General features: G+C 43.8%; 21 protein-coding genes. 20 read left to right on the top strand and 1 reads right to left on the bottom strand.

The features are described 5' to 3' along the window. Positions 1-70 precede the first annotated feature (70 nt). The 20 genes from ASV53_RS14015 (at position 71) to ASV53_RS13920 (ending at position 18,365) form a co-directional block, all read left to right on the top strand. Positions 71-850 (top strand): DUF3450 domain-containing protein, encoded by a 780-nt coding sequence (locus ASV53_RS14015; protein WP_094957513.1) that lies wholly within the window; start codon positions 71-73, stop codon positions 848-850. 1 nt (position 851) lies between these two features. Further along, positions 852-2,180 carry a MotA/TolQ/ExbB proton channel family protein gene (locus ASV53_RS14010; RefSeq protein WP_094957512.1) on the top strand — a complete coding sequence of 443 codons (1,329 nt, stop codon included), beginning with the start codon at positions 852-854 and terminating at the stop codon, positions 2,178-2,180. Further along, positions 2,180-2,734, top strand: coding sequence for a MotA/TolQ/ExbB proton channel family protein (locus ASV53_RS14005; protein WP_094957511.1), 555 nt, complete (start codon positions 2,180-2,182; stop codon positions 2,732-2,734). Before ASV53_RS14010 ends, ASV53_RS14005 begins: the two co-directional genes overlap by 1 nt. Next, positions 2,734-3,138, top strand: coding sequence for an ExbD/TolR family protein (locus ASV53_RS14000; protein ID WP_048898951.1), 405 nt, complete (start codon positions 2,734-2,736; stop codon positions 3,136-3,138). Before ASV53_RS14005 ends, ASV53_RS14000 begins: the two co-directional genes overlap by 1 nt. After that, a complete protein-coding gene (locus ASV53_RS13995; protein WP_094957510.1) occupies positions 3,138-3,752 on the top strand; it encodes an energy transducer TonB in 615 nt (204 codons plus the stop codon). Before ASV53_RS14000 ends, ASV53_RS13995 begins: the two co-directional genes overlap by 1 nt. Beyond that, complete coding sequence (locus tag ASV53_RS13990) at positions 3,749-4,969, top strand: tetratricopeptide repeat protein (RefSeq protein ID WP_239928794.1); 1,221 nt, start codon at positions 3,749-3,751, stop codon at positions 4,967-4,969. The genes ASV53_RS13995 and ASV53_RS13990 overlap by 4 nt, the downstream gene beginning before the upstream one ends. A gap of 472 nt (positions 4,970-5,441) precedes the next feature. Continuing rightward, entirely contained in the window at positions 5,442-6,416 is a 975-nt protein-coding gene (locus ASV53_RS13985) for an autoinducer 2 ABC transporter substrate-binding protein (RefSeq protein WP_094957509.1), read from the top strand. Positions 6,417-6,478: 62 nt separating this feature from the next. Further along, a complete protein-coding gene (locus ASV53_RS13980; RefSeq protein ID WP_094957508.1) occupies positions 6,479-7,972 on the top strand; it encodes a sugar ABC transporter ATP-binding protein in 1,494 nt (497 codons plus the stop codon). Next, complete coding sequence (locus ASV53_RS13975) at positions 7,965-8,963, top strand: ABC transporter permease (protein WP_094957507.1); 999 nt, start codon at positions 7,965-7,967, stop codon at positions 8,961-8,963. The genes ASV53_RS13980 and ASV53_RS13975 overlap by 8 nt, the downstream gene beginning before the upstream one ends. After that, the gene (locus tag ASV53_RS13970) at positions 8,963-9,922 is read left to right on the top strand and encodes an ABC transporter permease (protein ID WP_094957506.1); all 960 of its coding nucleotides are present in this window, start codon (positions 8,963-8,965) and stop codon (positions 9,920-9,922) included. The genes ASV53_RS13975 and ASV53_RS13970 overlap by 1 nt, the downstream gene beginning before the upstream one ends. Before the next feature lie 13 nt (positions 9,923-9,935). Next, positions 9,936-11,570, top strand: a complete 1,635-nt coding sequence (locus ASV53_RS13965) for an FGGY-family carbohydrate kinase (RefSeq protein WP_094957505.1) — start codon at positions 9,936-9,938, stop codon at positions 11,568-11,570. A 145-nt stretch (positions 11,571-11,715) separates the two neighbouring features. Continuing rightward, positions 11,716-12,345, top strand: coding sequence for a PepSY-associated TM helix domain-containing protein (locus tag ASV53_RS13960; RefSeq protein WP_189337878.1), 630 nt, complete (start codon positions 11,716-11,718; stop codon positions 12,343-12,345). A 91-nt stretch (positions 12,346-12,436) separates the two neighbouring features. After that, the gene (locus ASV53_RS13955; protein WP_094957503.1) at positions 12,437-12,967 is read left to right on the top strand and encodes a DUF2271 domain-containing protein; all 531 of its coding nucleotides are present in this window, start codon (positions 12,437-12,439) and stop codon (positions 12,965-12,967) included. A 17-nt stretch (positions 12,968-12,984) separates the two neighbouring features. Next, complete coding sequence (locus ASV53_RS13950; protein ID WP_094957502.1) at positions 12,985-13,821, top strand: DUF4198 domain-containing protein; 837 nt, start codon at positions 12,985-12,987, stop codon at positions 13,819-13,821. Positions 13,822-13,919: 98 nt separating this feature from the next. Further along, on the top strand, positions 13,920-14,237 hold the full coding sequence (locus ASV53_RS13945; protein ID WP_062687864.1) for a hypothetical protein: 318 nt from the start codon (positions 13,920-13,922) through the stop codon (positions 14,235-14,237). Then, positions 14,234-14,845: a DUF6162 family protein gene (locus ASV53_RS13940; protein ID WP_094957501.1), complete on the top strand. Its 612-nt coding sequence runs from the start codon at positions 14,234-14,236 to the stop codon at positions 14,843-14,845. Before ASV53_RS13945 ends, ASV53_RS13940 begins: the two co-directional genes overlap by 4 nt. A gap of 50 nt (positions 14,846-14,895) precedes the next feature. Then, a complete protein-coding gene (locus ASV53_RS13935) occupies positions 14,896-15,852 on the top strand; it encodes a metal ABC transporter solute-binding protein, Zn/Mn family (protein ID WP_062687866.1) in 957 nt (318 codons plus the stop codon). 2 nt (positions 15,853-15,854) lie between these two features. Further along, positions 15,855-16,598, top strand: coding sequence for a metal ABC transporter ATP-binding protein (locus ASV53_RS13930; RefSeq protein ID WP_062687867.1), 744 nt, complete (start codon positions 15,855-15,857; stop codon positions 16,596-16,598). Then, on the top strand, positions 16,598-17,473 hold the full coding sequence (locus tag ASV53_RS13925; RefSeq protein ID WP_094957514.1) for a metal ABC transporter permease: 876 nt from the start codon (positions 16,598-16,600) through the stop codon (positions 17,471-17,473). The genes ASV53_RS13930 and ASV53_RS13925 overlap by 1 nt, the downstream gene beginning before the upstream one ends. A 55-nt stretch (positions 17,474-17,528) precedes the next feature. Beyond that, the gene (locus tag ASV53_RS13920) at positions 17,529-18,365 is read left to right on the top strand and encodes a metal ABC transporter solute-binding protein, Zn/Mn family (RefSeq protein WP_094957515.1); all 837 of its coding nucleotides are present in this window, start codon (positions 17,529-17,531) and stop codon (positions 18,363-18,365) included. A gap of 198 nt (positions 18,366-18,563) precedes the next feature. Here the strand turns inward: ASV53_RS13920 and ASV53_RS13915 are convergent, their stop codons facing one another. After that, positions 18,564-19,019, bottom strand: a complete 456-nt coding sequence (locus tag ASV53_RS13915; protein ID WP_062687869.1) for a MarR family winged helix-turn-helix transcriptional regulator — start codon at positions 19,017-19,019, stop codon at positions 18,564-18,566. Positions 19,020-19,075 lie beyond the last annotated feature (56 nt).

Below are 19,075 nucleotides of genomic sequence, written 5' to 3'. Positions count from 1 at the left end.
TCCGTCTCGTGGGCTCGGAGAGGGGTATAAGAGACAGCTATTACGTCATTTTATGTTTAAGAGTAAGAAAATGAAGGGATTTAAGCCTTCGCTAGTATGTCTAGCGCTGAGTATTGCCATGAGTGCACAAGCGAACAGCTTGGACAGTGCCCGTGCTGTCGAAAACAAGATCAACAAAGCTTCTGCTGTTAGTCAGACCAAAATTGATAAAAGTGCAGAAGCAGCTTTGACGATGCAGGCTGAAATTGAACAGCTTCAGGAAGAAGTGAAAAACCTGACAGTTTACCGTGATCACATGGCACGCTTAGTGGCGAACCAAGAGCAAGAGAGTGCGAGCCTAACCGATCAAATTCAGGGCATTAAAGATACGCGTCAAGGCGTGGTCCCTCTAATGTACAAAATGATCGATGGCCTAAAGGTTATCATTGCACAAGATAAACCGATTAAGCGTGACCAACGATTAGCACGTATTGCCAAGCTAGAGCTGATGATGTCACAAGCTGATATCAGTGATGCAGAAAAATACCGCCGTATTTTAGAAAGCTACCAAATTGAAATGGATTACGGCACTAAGCTGGGTGTTTATCAAGGTGAGCTTGCACTTACCTCCAGCGATACTATTGAAGCTGAACTGCTTTATCTAGGTCGTATCTCGCTAGTGGCTCGTAGCTTAGACGGCAAGCGATACTGGACGTGGAACGATCAAAATGCAGGCTGGCAAGCCCTTGATTCACAGTTCTCATCAGGGGTTGATAAAGCCTTCGCGATTGCAAACAAACAAGTCGCGCCAAGCTTGATAAACCTTCCTGTATCTTTGCAAGCAACAACAAATAACGTGGAGACGAAGTAACATGAAAATCAAAGCGTTAGTTGCAGCACTGTGCCTATTTAGCTTACCGCTTACGGCAACAGCGAATACCGAATTATTACAAAGCACTCAACAAGAGCAAAAAGTACAACGCGCACACGATCAAGCGCGTGAATCTGGCTTTAAGCACACAGAACAAAGCATCAAGGCACAACGAAACGCCTTGATTGCACAGCGTAACCAGCTACAGCAAGAAACAGAACAGCTGAGCGATACCTTTAGTGATAATGAAAATAAACTCGCTATTCTTGAAGAGCATTTACGTTTAGAAACGGGCAGTTTAGGCGAGTTATTTGGTGTGGTTCGTCAAACCGCGAAAGATTTGAAAAGCGAGCTAGGTGCTTCTGTTACCGCCGCTGATCGTCACCAATACAACCATGTTATTGGCGATATTGTGGATGCTAAAGCCTTGCCATCATTATCTCAGCTAACTGGCTTGTGGTTAAGTATGGAAGAGCAGATTAAGGCAAGTGGTGAACTTGCTGATGTTAACGTGCCATACATTAACGGTGAGGGTCACAAATCGAGTGTTCATGCGTACCGTTTAGGTAGCTTAGGCATGATTGCCGATCACGGTTACATCGAATGGGATGGTGCTAAAAACACGGCAAAACCTTACTTAAAACAACCAGACAATGGGCCGGTATTTGCTGACTTTACTCAAGCAAACCAAGTCCAGTCGGTTGTGGTCGATCCATCACGTGGCATGATGTTGGCGCAGCTTGCCAATGAACCCGATTTGAAAGATCGTCTCGCACACGGCGGTGTCGTCGGTAAGATTATTTTGGGCTTATTAGCGATTGGTGCTGTGATTGCGCTGTTCCGTGGCGGTAAATTGATGATGACTCGTCAACAGATCCGTACGCAGTTGAAAAATCCAGAACAGCCGGGCAATAACCCATTGGGTCGTGTTCTTTCTGTTTACAATAAAGAACAAAACCGCAGTGTTGAAGCGCTTGAATTGCGTTTGCTTGAAACTATCGTCGATGAGCAGCAAAGCCTAGAAAAAGGCCTATCCATGCTGAAATTATTAGCGGCATTAGCACCGATGTTAGGCTTGCTGGGTACAGTAACTGGCATGATCGAAACCTTCCAAGTGATTACTCAATTTGGTAACGGCGACCCTAAAGTGATGGCTGGAGGTATCTCGACGGCCTTGGTAACGACGGTACTGGGTTTGATCTCTGCGATGCCACTACTGTTAGCGCATAACGTATTAAGCACACAAGCTGAGAACATCCGTAATATCTTGGAAAAACAGGGCATCAGTCTCGTTGCTGAACAAGCCGAGAAAGTAGGAAAAGCAGCCTAATGGGATTCAGTCTTTCAGAAGCCTTGCATTCAACGGTTTTCGAAGCCTGGTGGTTGTCACTATCACATTTCATGGACCAAGGCGGCCTTATTTTATGGTGGTTGGCCGCCGTGGTTGTACTGTGCTGGTTGTTGGTGATTGAACGCGTCTTGTATTTATTTGTGACTTATCCTGCTCAGAAAAAGCAGTGGTTAGCGCAATGGCATCAACGTGACGATCAAACATCTTGGTATGCGCATGCTATCCGCGATGGTTGGTTAAGCGAAGCGCGTATCGCCCTTAATCAGAATCTGAATTTGATTAAAGTGTTAGTGGCTATTTGCCCTATGTTGGGCTTACTTGGCACGGTAACCGGTATGATCTCGGTATTTGATGTGATGGCAACGCAAGGTAGTAGCCAACCAAGATTAATGGCATCAGGTATTTCTTTAGCGACCTTACCGACGATGGCGGGCATGGTTGCTGCGTTAGCGGGAATGTTTGTTCACGCACGTTTATCAAAAGCGTGTTTATGGCGTGAACAAAAACTAGAAAAATTATTAAGGAGCCGATGATGAGACTTAGTCGTCCATCTTCCGCACGTGAAGAAGCACAAATCGATATGACTTCCATGTTGGATATTGTATTCATCATGTTGATTTTCTTTATTGTTACTAGCTCTTTTGTGCGCGAATCAGGTGTCGAAGTGAATCGCCCACAGGCAAGTAATGTTGTGAGCAAAAAAGATGCGGGCATTTTTGTTGCTATCACTTCAGCTAACGATATTTACATTGATAAGCGTGTTATCGATGTAGAGCGTGTGCAAGCCACGTTAGAGCACTTGTTGCTTGAACAGCCAGAAGCCTCATTAGTGATTCAAGCTGACGAACATGCTTATAACGGCACAGTCGTTAAAGTGATGGATGCGGCAAAAGGTGCGGGTGTTAAGAGTATTGCATTGGCTGCGGAGAAGAGCTAATGCGTCGATTATTGATCGCTTTACCTTTAGCGGTTGTGGTGACTTTGGGCTTGTTCACGTTTATGGCATGGATGGTCGATAACGGCCATCGAGGTAAACCTGAGTCAGGTGAAGTCTTAGCTTTTGATATGGTGATGGTCGAGCAAGAACGCGATGCACAGCGTCGTCAACGTGCCGTACCTGAAAAGCCTGACACACCAGAACCACCGCCAGAAGCGAAGCCGATGGCGAAAGCACAAGCTGTTACGACCTCGATGCCGAATACACCGACCTTAGCATTAGATATGGCTGCGACAGGTGTAGCGATTAGCATGCCTGAGTTTTCTGATTTTGGCGCTAATCAACAAGCGATGCCGCTCTATCGTGTCGAGCCCCGTTATCCTGCTCGCGCCTTGAAACAAGGTGCTGAGGGTTTTGTGGTGATGTCGTTCACCATAGATCCGCAGGGTAGGCCAACGGATGTCGCTATATTAGATGCAAAACCACGTCGCTTATTTGAAAAAGAAGCGATTCGAGCACTGCGTAAATGGAAGTACCAGCCTAAAGTTGTTGATGGTAAGGCGATTGCGCAAGTTGGACAAACGGTAAGACTGGAGTTCAAATTAAGCAAATGATCAAGACATTAACTAAAACCTTAGTGCTACCTTTAGGCGTCGCACTTGGCCTTGCTTTTAGTAGCAATATCGCCACCGCAGGTGAACAACTGTCGCAATACACAGCGGGCAAAGTTCAGCGTGCGCATCAATTGCAGCAGGACGAAAAAACGGCAGAAGCGATTGCGTTATTAGCGGGTTTAACGCCGTCAAAAGCTTACGATAAAGCTTTTGTTCAACGTATGCTCGGGGTTTTTTATTGGCAACAGGGTAATACTAAACTAGCGATTAGCAATTTAACTAGAGCGGTTGATAGTGGTTTGTTGCTCGATGAACAAGCGTGGATCACTCAACGTATGCTGGCTGATATCTTGTTATCGAATGAAGAATTTAAACAGGCGCTACCGCATTACTACGCGTTAACCAAGTCTATCCCTGAGAATCAAAAAGCCGATGAACTGTGGCTACGTATAGCGCAGTCTCACTATCAGCTTGAAGATTGGAAGCCGGTATTATCTGCGATCAAGCGCTATGAAAGCCTACATCGTAAAGATGAAGTTCAGCCGTTAACAATCAAGTTGGGGGCACAGCTTCAGTTGCAACAATGGAAGCCATCATTACCAACTTTACAGCGCTTGATTATCTTAGAGCCGAATAAGTTGGTTTGGTGGCAACAAACGGCTGGGATTCAATTACGTCTGAGCCGTTCGAAAGATGCATTAGCTACTTTAGCGTTGGCTAAACGCCAGGGTGTCGAGTTGAGTCAGCAAGATCTTCGCACTTTAGCACAGCTTTATGCTCAGCAAGGTATTCCTGAACGAGCAGCTAAGTTATTAGCTGAACTTGATAATGCGCAAGCGGATGCTCAGCTGTTAGCCGATCAAGCCTCTTATTGGCAAATGGCGAAAGAGTGGGATCAATCTATTCGGTATTGGCGTTTAGCGGCGGCCAAAAACAATAAGCACCGTTGGGCGCTGGCACAGTTGCTATTGCAAGAAGGTAGGCATAAAACGGCATTGAAAGAGCTCGATAAAGTGTCAGGACGAAAATCAGATGTCGAGTTAGCGCGGGTACGTGCTTACTACAAACTGGAATCGTTTGAACAAGCACTCATTCATGCTAAACGTGCCAACAATATTAAAGCGAGTCCTGCGTCAAAAAGCTGGATTAAGTATTTAACGCAAATGCGTAAAATGCAGCAATCACAAGTGAATGAGCCACAATTGACAGCAATTTAATAGCAAGCGTCCTTTCTATCTTGTGCTTATGTAATAAAAGCACAGTTAACATCATCTCAGTTTGTATAACTTCTGAAGCTCCCTTGATACCTATCGGGGAGCTTCACGTTTATTTGAGATAAAATGTAACACTGAGAGAAAAATCAGACCTAAATCATAATTGAGAGTTTTATTATTAACTGTAAGCTAGAGACTAAATTTCTTAAATGTTTTCGCTTAATATTAAACCGCCAAATGTTACGAGTATGTATCCTTAGTGATCTATTTACGTTTAATTATTCTTATTTTAGTTTGTTTGAATTACGTCAGACTTCCATTTTAACATTTGATTAACGCCGCGATAGCCATGTTATTACCTTAATGTGCCCCCGTCACACATTGTAAGTATCTTCCAGTTTGTCCTTGTCTAATCCCCTATATTCCCTTCATCGAATCTCCAATGCTCTACACACATAATAAAGGATTGATAACGATGAAAAAGGTTTTGTTCAATGTTGCTGCCCTTACACTTGCTTTAGCTACGGCAGGCGTTCAGGCAAAAGACTATGAAATTGTGAACGTCGTGAAGGTGTCTGGTATCCCATGGTTCAACCAAATGAACAAAGGTATCGATCAAGCAGCTGTTGATTTTGGCGTAAATGCGCGTCAACTTGGTCCATCAACCCCAGATCCTGCTCAGCAGGTTAAGATCATTGAAGATCTGATTGCGAAAGGGGTAGATGCAATCACAGTTGTACCTAACGATGTGACGGTTTTAGAGCCTGTATTTAAGAAAGCTCGTGAGAAAGGCATTATTGTCCTAACTCACGAATCACCAGATGGCCACAGTGCAGACTGGGATATTGAAACCATTGATAATCAAGCTTATGCCAAAGCAACCATGGATGAGCTTGCTAAAAATATGGGCAAGAAAGGCGGATATGCGGTGTACGTTGGCTCGTTAACTGTACCGTTACATAACAACTGGGCAAACTTAGCGATTGATTACCAAAAAATGGCTTACCCAGATATGTATGAAGTGACCAGCCGTATGCCGGTTGCAGAGAGCATTGATGCATCATACGCAGCGACCAATGACTTAATGAAAGCGCACCCAGATATGGCGGGTATCGTATCTTATGGTTCGTTAGGTGCAATTGGTGCGGGTGAGGCCATTAAGAAGAAACGTGCTAAGAATAAAATGACTACTGTCGGCATCATGATGCCAAGTCAGGCTGCACCGTATTTGATGCGCGGTGAAATTGATAAAGGTTTCTTATGGAACCCAGCTGATGCGGGCTATGCCATGGTTGCTGTTGCTAAGCAAATGCTGGATGGCAAGAAAGTGGCTGACGGTGTGACTGTCGACAACCTTGGTGTGGCAGAAATCGATAAAGAAAAACGCGTGATCAAGTTTAACAAAATCCTTGAAGTGGATAAGTCAAACGCACGTGAATTAGGTTTCTAACCGATATTTCTGTAAACCTTATACAGGGCAGTGCAATGCTGCCCTTTAGCTGGAAATCCATCATGTCAAACGAAGCATTCATTACCCTAAAGCGTGTATCCAAGCACTTTGATTCCGTTAAGGCCCTTGATGGCATCAACTTAACCTTTAATAAAGGGGAAGTGCATTGTCTTGCAGGAAAAAACGGTTGCGGAAAAAGCACGCTATTTAAAGTTATCTCTGGGGTTCATGCACCTGAAAAAGGGGCAGAGATTATCCTGGATGGTAAAAGCTATTCTCAGCTAAATCCGCAACAATCCATTGAGCACGGTATACAAGTTATTTACCAAGACTTATCTTTGTTTCCCAACCTGACTGTCGCTGAAAATATTGCAGTACAAGACCACATGGCTTGGACCAAAGGCCTTGTTAAGCAATCTCGTTTGAATACTATTGCGCAAACAGCGATGGATAAAGTGGGTGTCTCGCTACCGTTAACCAAACGTGTAGAGCAACTGTCGATTGCAGAATGCCAGTTAGTTGCTATTTGTCGTGCCATGGCGTCAGACGCCAAGCTGGTGATCATGGATGAACCGACAGCTTCGTTAACCCGTACTGAAGTGAATAATTTAATAAGCGTTGTTGCTGATCTTAAGTCTAAAGGCATCACAGTGGTGTTTGTTAGCCACAAGCTTGATGAGGTAATGGAAATCTCTGACCGTATAACGGTTATTCGCGACGGTAAAACCATAGGTACCTACCCAGCAGAAGAGATGAACAGTGATGAACTGGCTTTCTTGATGACAGGACAGCGTTTTGAATTTTCGCCATTGGGAGAGTACAAGCAACAAGGCGAAGTGAAGCTTGAGGTCAATAATCTAACCAAAAAAGGCCAGTTTGATGATATTAACCTGCAAGTACGTGCCGGTGAGATCGTGTCGATAACGGGTTTACTTGGCTCTGGTCGTACAGAACTATGTTTAGCGCTATTTGGTATGACGAAGCCCGATAGTGGTCAAATAAAAGTGAATGGTAAACCGGTGGCGTTTAGCTCAAATAGAGATGCGATTGAGCACGGTATTGGTTACGTGTCAGAAGACCGAATGAGCACAGGGTTAGTCATGGAGCAATCGATCCAAGACAACACAACCGCGACGGTTTTACCTCGATTAAGAAAACAAAATGGTTTCCTCGACCACGTTAAGGCGACCCATTTAGTTAAAAAGCTTATTTCTTCGTTATCAATCAAAGTTGCCGATCCTATGTTACCTGTGACGAGTTTATCGGGTGGTAATGCGCAGCGTATTTCTATCGCAAAATGGATTGCGGCAGAGCCTGAGGTATTAATCCTCGACTCCCCAACGGTTGGCGTTGATATTGCGAATAAAGAAAGTATTTACCAGATAGCAAAAGATCTCGCGTTGAAGGGGATGGCAATCATTATGGTCAGTGATGAAATTCCGGAAGTGTTTTATAACAGTCACCGTGTGATCGTGATGAAAGATGGACGTTTTTCTCATGATTTTCATCCAGTAACATCGTCAGAAAAAGAGATCATGGAGGCCGTCAATGCGTGATCGTATTTGTTTAAATTGGGCTGCTTTAATCAAGCGCCACGAGTTTTATCTCGCTGCTCTAATTGGTTTAATGGTTGTTGGTTTAGGTGTGAGTTCAGAGGACTTTCTAACCTTAGGCAATATCTTCGATATGTCAGTAAGTTCGGCCATTTTGGGCATCATGGCTTGTGGACTGTTTGTTGTTTTGATTGCGGGCGGGATTGATATTTCATTTCCAGCAACCGCCGCAATTGCGCAGTATGTGATGGCGACGTATGTACTGTCGATTGGTGGCAACTTCTTTATCGCATTTTTGATTGCAGCAGCCGTGGGCATGTTACTTGGTCTTATTAATGCCGCATTGGTGTATAAGCTCAAAGTGCCAGCCATTATCATCACGATTTCAACACTGAATTTGTTCTTTGGCTTACTGATTTACTTTAGCAATGGCGCTTGGCTATACGGTTTCCCTGATTGGTTTATGGATGGCGTTGAGTTGTTCAGCTTTGTGGGTAGCGATGGCTACGATTATGGGCTTTCACTGCCAATCATAACCTTGGTTGCTGTTGTTTTATTTACGTCTTTCTTAATGTCCAAAACCCGTCTTGGCCGCCAGATTTATGCGATGGGCGGTAATGCCGATGCTGCAAGTCGAATTGGTATTAATTTATTCGGCATTCATTTGTTCGTATACGGCTACATGGGCGCCCTTGCTGGTATTGCTTCTGTTGTCCAAACCCAAATCACGCAATCAGTGGCGCCAAACTCGTTAATGGGTTTTGAGCTTACCGTACTTGCTGCTGTGGTATTGGGCGGAACAAGCATGACAGGTGGTAAAGGAACACTAATGGGGGTGGTTCTTGGGGTGGCATTATTAGCCATTATGAAGAACGGATTAACATTGCTCGGTGTTCCATCTTATTGGCATGCGGTTGTTACTGGTCTCATCATTGTATTCAGTATCAGTATGACTGCACTGAATGAAAAGAAACAAGCATTGCAGGGGGCATAATGGATCAGGTATTGAACGCATTAAAACTACCGACTGACAGAAATATCCGTTATTTATTAGTTATTTTAGCCAGTATTATTGCCATCATGGCTATCGCGAGTGGGGACACTTTTTTCTCGATAGCAAATTTACAATCGATGTCATCGCAAATGCCATTATTGGGAATGTTAGCGCTCGCGATGGCGGTATGCATGCTAACTGGTGGTATTAACCTTTCTATCATTGCAACAACCAACGCGTGTAGCCTAGTGATGGCAAGTATTATCACCATGGCGCCCGATAATGTCATGGTACTGTTATTAGCCTTAGTGGCGGGTTTAATTACTGCGATTGTTATTGGCTTACTCAATGGTGCTTTGATTGCTTATGTCGGGGTTTCGCCAATATTGGCAACACTTGGGATGATGACATTAATCAATGGTCTCAATGTGTTAATTTCTGGCGGCAGTGTGATGTCTGGATTCCCAGAGGCATTACTGGTGATCGGCAATGGCTCGATATTGGGCATTCCTATGCCGTTGTTCCTCTTTGTCTTTTTCGCAATTGGTTTATGGGGTTTACTTGAGCATACCAGCCTTGGACGCACTATTTACTTGATGGGCTCGAACGAGAAAGCAACGCGTTTCTCTGGTATTAACACTCAAAAGGCAGTGCTGTATGTCTATGCCATTTCATCGATTCTTTGTTGGGTTGCTGCCCTTGTCATGATGGCGAAATTCAACTCAGCAAAAGCTGGTTACGGTGAGTCTTACTTACTGATTGCTATCTTAGCATCGGTACTTGGGGGGATTAACCCTGATGGTGGTTTTGGCCGAATCATAGGTATTGGCTTGGCATTGATTGTATTACAAACGTTAGAAAGTGGCTTGAACTTACTTGGTGTCAGCAGTTATCTGACAATGGCTCTTTGGGGGGGCATTTTAATTCTATTCATTACCCTGCAAAAACGTAAAGCTTAGTGGAGAGAGCAAGATGAGTATTTATTTTATTGGCGTTGATGTTGGTAGTGGCAGTGCAAGAGCAGGAGTTTTCGACGCCTCTGGTCGAAAAGTCGGTGAAGCAAAACGCGACACAGAAATGTTTAAACCTCGTGCAGATTTTGTTGAACAATCGTCAGAGAACATCTGGCAAAGTGTGTGTATGGCAGTAAAAGATGCTGTCTCTAAAGCGAATATTGACCCAGTCCAAGTCAAAGGTATTGGTTTTGATGCCACCTGCTCACTGGTTGTGTTAGATAAAAAAGGTTTACCACTCACGGTGAGCCCAACAGGTCGCAGTGAACAAAATATTATTATGTGGATGGATCACCGTGCAATTGCACAGGCTGAGCGGATTAATGCCACTGAGCACCCAGTATTAGCATATGTTGGTAACCGTATTTCGCCTGAAATGCAAACGCCTAAGTTGCTTTGGTTAAAGCAAAACATGCCAAATACTTGGTCGCAAGCGAAGTACTTTTTTGATTTACCTGATTTTCTAACATGGAAAGCAACGTTTGATGATAGTCGCTCGCTTTGCTCTACTGTATGTAAATGGACATACCTTGGTCATGAGAATAAGTGGGATGCACACTTTTTCGAGCGTATCGGGTTAGACGATTTACTGGCGGATGATGCAAAAGCCATTGGTAATGTGATTAAGCCAATGGGCGCACCTGTTGGGGAAGGCCTAACGGCGCATGCTGCTAATGATTTAGGCTTAATGCGCGGCACGCCTGTTGGTACCTCGATTATCGATGCCCATGCTGGTGGTATTGGTGTGTTAGGCGCGGCAGGTATGGCGGGCGAAACGGCTGACTTTAATAAGCGCTTAGCACTGATAGGTGGCACATCGTCGTGCCATATGGCTGCGTCAAAAACAGCGCGCTTTATTGATGGCGTGTGGGGGGCTTATTACGGCGCAATGATCCCCGATCATTGGTTAAATGAAGGTGGTCAATCCGCCACTGGCGCATTAATTGATCATGTGATTACGTCGCACCCACTTCATGACCAATTGAAATCGCAAGCAACAGAAGAAGGGACGACAGTTTACCAACTACTGAATGATCACTTATTGAAGCTGGCAGGTACCAAAGAAGATATTGCGTTTTTAACAAAAGATATTCATGTGTTGCCTTATTTCCATGGTAACCGTTCGCCACGCGCAAACCCTAACCTAACAGGTACAATGACAGGGTTAAAAATGTCGAAAACAATCGATGATATGGCGCTGGCATACCTAGCGACAATTCAGGCGATAGCATTGGGTACTCGACACATCATTGAGGTGATGAACCAAGCAGGGTATGAGATTGATACCATCATGGGTTGCGGTGGTGGTACTAAGAACACGATTTTCATTCAAGAGCATGCTAATGCGACAGGGTGTGTGATGGTACTCCCTGAAGAGAGTGAGGCCGTGTTATTGGGTTCTGCAATGCTTGGTTCAGTAGCGTCTGGTTTTTATTCGGATATTCCTAATGCCATGAATGCGATGAGTCGTATTGGACGTGCTGTCACACCACAAACCGATAGAATTAAGCGTTTCTACGATATGAAATATCAAATATTCCATCAAATGTATGAAGACGATATGAAGTACAAACAACTAATGTCTGAATTCTAGCGTTACCCTTCATTCTCTGCCTTCCTTGTTATAAGCCGCTGCTCAGCGGCTTTTTTTTATCCAATGTAAACATTGTAAATTGAATCACAATGAAAATTATTATCACTTAAAATGTGATTCATTCTGATTTACCACTGAAACGTAATTGATGCTAAAGAATAAAACAGTGCAGCTATGGTCTCGTCGACTGCATATCTACATTTCCATGGCCTTACTGCTTGTCGTGCTGTTTTTTGCCATTACGGGCATCACGCTTAATCGCCCACACTTATTTGTGAAAAGTCAGCCTGATATTACAGAAATAACGTTAGCTATCCCCGAATCATTACTGCATTCAGAAAAGGGGCAGTTCAGCCCCGATGAAGCGCGTTTACTGACTTATTTAACAAAAGAAGCGCAGGTATCCGGTCAACCTTCTGGCTTTAATGTTTACCGTGATATTGAAGACGGTGAGCTGATTGAAGGTGAAGTCGCAGTGGATTTTAAAGGCCCTGGTTTTAATTCGGCAGTTTTCATCGATATGACAACCCAAGAAGCTGTGATTGAAAAAACACATTATGGCTTAGTGGCGGTGCTGAATGATTTACACAAAGGCCGTAATAGTGGGGAAGTCTGGCGCTGGTTTATTGATATTACCGCCTTATTAATGGTGTTTTTCGTTCTTACTGGCGTGTGTCTACTTATTCCTAAAAAGAAAACGTTAAAAACGTCGTTGAAATGGATGACGCTAGGTACAGCAGTCACTTTATTTATCTTTTTTGTTGCAGTGCCTTAATGGGCGTTTATTCGGTCAATACCGCTCTGCAATCGTAATGCTTTACCTTAACTCTGTAGAGTTAATTGCTTCATATATCAAGGATTATCTGATGAATTTGGCATTAAAAACCGTGTTGAAATCTAGCGCACTTGTTGCTGCATTATCAGCACCATTAATGGCACAAGCAGCACCAATACCAACAAACGCCCAAATGGATGTGGAGTTTGAAATACCTTACATCAAGGCGTCGCCATATGCGCGCCCTTACGTCGCTATTTGGATTGAAGATGCTAACCGTAAACCTGTACGCACCATTGAGCTGTGGGTTGGTAAAGATGAGTGGCTAAAGGATTTACGCAGTTGGTGGCGCAAAGTGGGGCGTTACGATCGCGAACTGGTTGATGCTGTGACGTCTGCAACCCGTACTGTCGGTGAATACCGTTTCACGTGGGATGGATTAGATGATTCAGGTCAGCGTGTCGAGCAGGGCGAATACACATTTTATGCTGAATCTGTACGTGAGCACGGTGGCCGTAGTGTTATTCGTCAAAAACTGAATCTAGCAGATAAAGCTTTCAAAATAGACATTAAGCCAGCAGTGGAAATTGGCAACGTCGCGCTGACATACAAAATTAAATAGGACTTAAGAGAACAATCATGATCAAAAATAACAAAATGAAAGCGGCCGCGCTTGCGTGCACACTATTGACTGGCTTAGCGGTTTCAGCGTCTGCAAATGCACACCCTCGCTGGATTTTGCCTTCTCATTTCACCGTATCAAAAGAGGGTGGTGATTGGTTGACATTTGATGTAACGGCTTCGCACGGTACCTTTGTTTTTGATAAGCCTGCAGGCAGTGAGTCAGCGCAAGTATTGATGCCAGATGGTCGTTTTGAGCGTCCAAACTTTGTTATTCGTGGCAAGCGCCGTTCTATTTTTGATTTCCACTTTTCAGAAGAAGGTACGCACAAAGTTGCAGTAAATAATGAACCGTCATACTGGACAGAATATAAAGCGGGTCGTCGTGACACAGTTAAGTGGGCAAAAGCATCGAAAGCTGAGCGCGAAATGCTGCTTCCTGAAAAGGTGCGTGACGTTGTCACTAAAATTAGTTTTACCCGTGCTGAATCTTACATCACTGTTGGTAAGCCAACGCAAAAAGCATTGGAAATTGAAGGTAAGCTGCTTGAGCTAAAACCCATTACACACCCAGCAGATATTGTTGAAGGCGAAGAAGTGACATTCCAAATGTTCTTCAATGGTGAGCCTCAAAAAGGTGTAACTGCCGACATTACGCGTGAAGGTAGCCTTTACCGTAACCACCAAGAGCAAATCGAAGTGGAAAGTGACAAAGACGGTTACATCCGTTTTGTTCCTGAACATGCTGGCCGATACCTAATGCGTGCACATTACAGTGGTGACCTTAAAAACCACCCACTAGCAGACAAAGCTGGCGTGAATGTTCACCTAACATTTGAAGCGGTTCTTCAGTAATTATACCCATTTGACCAATTACTTAATTGAATTGGTATTACTTTTAGCTCTTATAGAAAGCCTGCATCGGCAGGCTTTTACTCTTTTTCGAGGTTGTTATGCAAAAGCAAATCGCGCTTTTCTTATTCTCATCAGTTGCTCTTTTCTCTACATCGGCTCAGGCACACTTTCCTCTTATGAGTTGTTGGTTTGCGGCTGATCAGGTTGTCTGCGAGGCGGGCTACAGCGACGGCAGTACTGCGGTTGATTACGATATTAACCTTTATGATTACGACGACAATTTACTTGCGAAAGAGAGCACGGATAAGGCATCTAAAGTGAGTTTTGCTAAACCTGATACTGACTTCTATATCGTGTTTGATGCAGGCCACGAAAATCCAGTGGAAGTTGACGTTGTTGAGATATCTGAAAAATGATCACCCAAAAAGTACACTCCGATAACGGGGGGCGAGAAGGGAAGTGGGTTGCTTTATCGATCATACTTATCTTGCTGGTTTCGGCTGTGTTACTCCCTTATCACAAGCAACAATCAACTACTGCTGAGTTAGCTCAGCATCAAATTGCGGTTGCAGACATCGAGCAGAAATCACTGGGTTTAATCGCTGATTTACGTCTGGCACATGAAGAAGTAAGAAATCTATACTTTGATGCACTTGAGCAACAAGTGAATGTGACTGATGTAGACCTTACAGATAGCACTGTAAGTCAATGGGTTAATATTGCTGAGTTACGCGATATGTGGCTGCCTCCTTTTATTGAAGATAAAAGTTGGGAATTTCAAGGTAAACATCAGTGGACATTGATTGCGCCAGCGACTTACCAGGGCATCGCTCAGACGCATGATGGAGCTAAATCTCTAGTCTTGATTGCCGCGCATGAAGAACCTGAAATTTGGTTAGACCTGAATAATAACGCGGCGCCAATGATGGCATCAGATACGGTTATTTCTGATCAAATGCTAATTGATGCTAGCTGGATCCAAATTGCATTTGAACAATCAGGCTCTGCTCCTCACGGGCATTAATACGTCTTTTTGCTTTAAACATCGATACCCTTACTATCAGTGGTAACACAATGATAAAAACTAAATCATCAGTAATTTCTTTCAAAGCGCTTTCATTCAAACAATTTTCACTGAAAGCAGCCTCTCTCTTTATTCTTTCCTTATTTAGTTCATTTTCTTATGCAGCCGATAAGATCAATATCGGGATCACTCTTCAACCTTATTACAGCTACGTAAAAGCAGTTGTTGGTGATAAAGCGGAAATTTTGCCTTTGGTTGATGCAGGTTTTAACCCACATAATTATCAGCCACAGCCGAATGACTTACGTCGTTTGCGTGAAATGGATGTGATTGTGGTAAATGGTATTGGTCACGATGATTTTGCAATGAAAGTGATTCAAGCAGCTAACCGCAGTGATCTTGTTGTGATTGAAGCGAATAAAGATGTGCCTTTGCTTCCGGCAATGGGGCAGTCAGTGGGTGATGGTGCGGTAAATCCGCATACGTTTGTTGGTCTTTCAACCACCATTCAAAAGGTTTACACCATCGCTAATGAGATGGCGAAAATCGATCCAGAGAATGCCCGTTACTACCGTGCTAATGCGCGTAAATACGCTACAACTTTTCGCAAAATGAAACACAACGCCATGATGACATTGGGCGACCTTGATACTGCTGGCATGACAGTGGCAACCACGCACAACGCGTACGGCTACTTGCTCCAAGAGTTTGGTGTGGATGTGGCGACGGTGATTGAACCTGCACACGGTGTAGAACCTAGTGCTAGTCAGTTGCAAGAAACCATCGAGAAAATCCGCAAATCAGGTATTGATGTTTTGTTTTACGAGCTAAACATGCCTAACCGCTATGTTGATACTATTGAGAAAGCAACTGGTGTTCAGCTGTACCGCTTTTCTCATATGACCCACGGTCCGTATGAAGCGAAAAAAGTTGAAATTGAAACGCGTGAGAACCTAAATACCTTGGTTGAAGCGATGAAATTTGCCGCTGAAAAGAAAGGTAGCTAACTGTGGGACCTTCAATTGAATTAAGAAATGTTGGACTGACGTACGGTGAAAACGTCATCTTACAAGATATAAACCACAGCTTCACTGCTGGCGAATGCCATATTGTTATGGGGCCAAACGGTGGCGGTAAAACCTCGCTACTACGCTCTATTTTAGGGTTAACCCCTTTCACTGGTGAGATCGATATTCAGTGGCCTGAAAGCAAAGGTAAGCTTGGTTATGTACCGCAAAAAGCCATGTTTGAAGGTAGCCTACCTCTGACTGTGATGGATTTCATTCTATTAAACCAAAGCAGCAGCCCACTATTTTGGCGTCAAAGTGCGAAGAATAAAGCGCGAGCTCTGACTCAACTTGAACGTGTTGGCATGGCAAGTCGTGCCGATCGCCGTATGGGGCAATTATCCGGTGGTGAACAGCAGCGCGTGTTGTTTGCTCAAGCATTACTTGATGATCCTCAGTTATTGGTTTTAGACGAACCAACAACAGGTATGGATGAGCAGGGTGTACGTTATTTAGAATCTTTGATTCATGAATTAGTGGCCGATAACCGAACTATTTTAGCTGTTCACCATGATGTAACTGCGGTTCGCCGTTTAGATGGTCATGTTCATGTTGTTAACCGCAGTGTTATTGATAACGGCAGTGTCGCGGAAGTATTAGTGCCTGAAAAAATTGAAAGATTATTTAATCATTACACCGCAGCGTCATCGACTACAGAATCAAACAATAAGAAGGAGGTCGCATGATGGATATTGTTCGTCAATGGGCGCTCTTGGGTGTGGATGTGGGTTGGTTAAGCGAAAGCTTTTCCTACGCATTTGTTGTTAATGCTGTCGTTGCCGCCTTGATGGTTGGTCCTTTGCTCGGTGGGCTAGGCACCTTGGTTATTGCTAAGCGTCTGGCTTTCTTTTCGGAAGCTGTGGGTCACGCAGCATTAACCGGTATTGCATTAGGCGTATTACTTGGCGAGCCGCCAGATAATCCAATTATTGGTCTGTTTAGTTTCTGTATGATCTTTGCGTTACTACTGCATTTCGTACGTAACCGAACTAATGTGCCTTATGACACTTTAGTAGGTGTATTCCTTGCGTTAGCATTAGCTGTTGGTGCAGCATTACTGATGTATGTTGCGCGTAAAATTAACGTTCACTTACTTGAAAACGTGCTATTTGGCTCGATCCTGACAGTCACAGACAGTGATTTATTGTTATTGGCAGGCAGTTGCTTGTTGATTGTATTGGTGTTGATCCCCACGTTTAATCGGATTTTATTAACCTGTATTAGCCCTGATATCGCCCGTGTACGTGGTTATGCGACCAATTTTTACGATTACCTGTTTGTCATGATGATCACCTTAGTGACTATCGCTTCAGTCAAAATCATTGGTGCTGTACTTGTGGGGGCATTATTGCTTATTCCTGGTGCGACGGCGCGATTACTGACCAAAAACATGGGTAGTTTTGTAGTGTTATCGGCGGTGTTAGCAACCATTAGCTGCTTAGTCGGAACGATTCTTCCGATGGAACTTAAACTACCGATCCCATCTGGTGCGGCGATTATTATTGTTTCTGCTATTTTCTTTTTGACTGCGACTTTCTATCGCATCGTACGTAAAGGGTAATTCTGTGCTTCGATCATTATCGACTAAAAGTGTTCTATCAATCACTGCGTTAGCTATGGCGTTATCAAGTACGACGGCGCTTGCTAAAGATATTCTGACAGCGACACCAGTAACATACATGCTAGCGACGGAACTCACGAAAGGTACCGAGCTGACGACTGAGTATTTGCCGCCTAAACGTTACGGTGTTTCACGTTTGCCGAATTGGTTTAGTAGTCAAGGTGCAGCAGCCACTGAAAAAGCAGCAAAAGAGGCAACAGTTGCGTTAACCTTAGGTGCTGTATGGGCCGATGATCCACTGTTTGTTTATGCTCGCCAAGGCAACATTCATATTATCGAAGTGGATGCATCCCAAGCGATATCACCGCGTGCAACAGGGGTTGCAGCACTACGTTTAGAGGATGGCTCGCTTTCTCCGTTTGCATGGCTTAATCCCTCAAACCTGAGCCGTATGGCTGCGATTGTGAGCGACGATTTACAGCGCGTGTGGCCAGTGCAAGCTGCAGTAATTAATAAAAACCAGCAGGCATTAATGGTGAATGTGCGTCAGTTGATTAATCAGCAGCAAGCACAGTTAATTGAAGCTAATATTGATTCGGTGATTCTCTTATCCACTGAACTCGAAGATTTTGCATCGGGTAATCAGCTCTTTGTGGTAGATCGTTTAACCACGCCAGAATTGGAGTGGACAGATGCTGATAAAGCAAACTTGAAAGCATCGTTAGAAGAAGATGAAACATTATGGATTCTAACCACTCGCAAAATGAGCGCACAGCTAAAATCAATAGTACCGAATACAGATCGTGTTCTTGTGATTGATAGCTTAGATCGTTGGGGTAGGGCTGGCATTGACCAAAAAGCCCCGCTGAAACGTTGGCAGCTCGCATTATAAATATATTTGCAATACGTATCTGAACAAGACAGCGAGTAACACAAAGCCCGACAGCTATCATGAGCTATATCGGGCTTTTTTTGTTATTAAGGTAACCATCGAAATCAGGTGATTTTTAGTAATGAAAAAGAAAGAGGCTTCCCGTAGGAAGCCTCTTGAAAGTAAGGTTAAAGCCAGTGGAAACGTAAGCTTATTAGCTTAGTCTTTCCACTCTTCCTCGCTCCAGATAGGGTTCAGGCGTTTGATAGATGTGGTGAATGCTTTCTTCATTTCATCTTGTAATTCAGCCGGAATATCTTTAACACTTTCTTCCAACATATCCGTTAGAACAACAGACAGTTCGTCATGAATAACCTTGCCTTTTTGAGTGATGAAAATGCGTTTTGCATTTTTATTTAGCTCATCAGGTGTCGTTGCCACTAAACCATGCTTGGTTGAGTGGCGAAGAATACTACTAATAGTACCCTTAGAACGACCCATACGGCGTGCAAGTACGCTTGGGCGAAGTCCGTCTTCGAAATCAAGTTCAATCAGTAACGCAAGACGCTCTACATTGAGTTCAGGGTGGCGACGTACCACTTCAGCTTGAACTTTATTTTGTAGAAAGTGCGTGAAAATCCAGGATAAACCTGCAAGTGACTCAAATGGTTTCATAATGCTCTCCTATATGTTTAACATCTTATATTGTTTATTGATAAATACAATCAGAG

Source organism: Photobacterium sanguinicancri, from assembly GCF_002265265.1.
GTDB classification, from domain to species: Bacteria; Pseudomonadota; Gammaproteobacteria; order Enterobacterales; family Vibrionaceae; genus Photobacterium; species Photobacterium sanguinicancri.
The sequence above is the reverse complement of the archived record's forward strand: the minus strand, read 5'-3'. Positions and strand labels throughout refer to the sequence as shown.